The organism is Rahnella perminowiae (genome assembly GCF_019049755.1).
GTDB lineage: Bacteria > Pseudomonadota > Gammaproteobacteria > Enterobacterales > Enterobacteriaceae > Rahnella > Rahnella perminowiae.
Genome location: NZ_JAFMOS010000148.1, coordinates 1 through 1,111 on the forward strand (window position 1 = coordinate 1; position 1,111 = coordinate 1,111).

The 1,111-nt window shown below is 43.3% G+C and carries 2 protein-coding genes; both read right to left on the reverse strand.

Features of this window, described 5'->3' with window-relative positions:
- Window positions 1-36: 36 nt before the first annotated feature.
- Entirely contained in the window at window positions 37-246 is a 210-nt protein-coding gene (cspE, locus tag J1785_RS00805) for a transcription antiterminator/RNA stability regulator CspE (RefSeq protein ID WP_002221949.1), read from the reverse strand.
- A 41-nt stretch (window positions 247-287) separates the two neighbouring features.
- A complete protein-coding gene (locus tag J1785_RS00810) occupies window positions 288-404 on the reverse strand; it encodes a DUF2627 domain-containing protein (protein ID WP_071823629.1) in 117 nt (38 codons plus the stop codon).
- Between the last annotated feature and the right edge of the window lie 707 nt (window positions 405-1,111).

Here is a 1,111-nt window from a genome sequence, read left to right on the forward strand (position 1 = left end):
ACCCGCCTTGGCGGGTTTTTTTACAGCGAAGGCTGCTTAGATTGCAGTTACGTTAACTGCTGACGGGCCTTTCTGGCCGTCCTGGATTTCGAACTCTACGTTCTGGCCTTCAGCCAGAGTTTTGAAGCCGTTACCCTGGATTGCAGAGAAGTGTACAAACACGTCTTTGCTGCCATCAGCAGGAGTAATGAAACCGAAACCTTTAGACTCGTTGAACCACTTAACTTGACCTTTGATCTTTGCCATCTTGAGTATTTCCTTTGGATTGTTTAAACCGCCCAGCGGCGTTACATAGACAAACTAGAGTCGTTACTGCTTGAGGCACTAAGATTAGAATCGGCAGAGAAGCGGTATTCAACGTGAACGTCTTTACTCAGAACTTCTATACTGAAAATGCCACACATATACAGAACTGTACCTCGTTTTACCCAGATGCGTTATCACATACTCTGAATTCGATGGCAAGCCATTTTTAATCAGTGATGGACATGTCGCACATATTTGAGCCGGTTAAAGGCACTTCGTGTTCAGTTAAGCTGAAATATGTTGATAGACATGCTTTTTTCTGCTTTGCAGTTTTACCTGCATATCAAACAAAACAATAACGACCTGTTTTGATTATTGATCATTTAATGCAGAACCGTAAGCGTAAACCTCACCTTTATTTGAATTTTTATTGTCTGCGTCACCCCAAACTCTCCACGCCAGCCCCCACAGCGTATCGCTACACAGGCCTTACAGCACGGGGTAGCGCCGGTGGCGGCGCATCATGCGGCGCTGACGGAGACGTGTACAACACACAAGACTTATGCCGAAAGTCAATGCCTGCCAATATGACTGGTTATGCAATAATCAATTACGCCATAGATGGATAAAATGGTGCAAAACAAACGGTGAAAATCATTAAACGCACCTTTTGTGTGCACCTGTACTTCCTGTCCTGATAATAGTAAAACCCAGCTGACTTCAGGGAAAATGAATTCCAAATCCGGACGCCCTCTAATGGCGATTTTTTATAGTGTCGATTTTGACATTATAATGAATTAAAGTTTGCGACTTGGTTAAATTAACATAACAGTTTGCAAACACTCACCGCAGACTTATTCAGATA

Coding starts and splice junctions, on each gene's coding strand:
- cspE (WP_002221949.1), bottom strand. CDS start 246: ATGGCAAAGATCAAAGGTCAAGTTAAGTGGTTCAACGAGTCTAAAGGT.
- J1785_RS00810 (WP_071823629.1), bottom strand. CDS start 404: ATGTGTGGCATTTTCAGTATAGAAGTTCTGAGTAAAGACGTTCACGTT.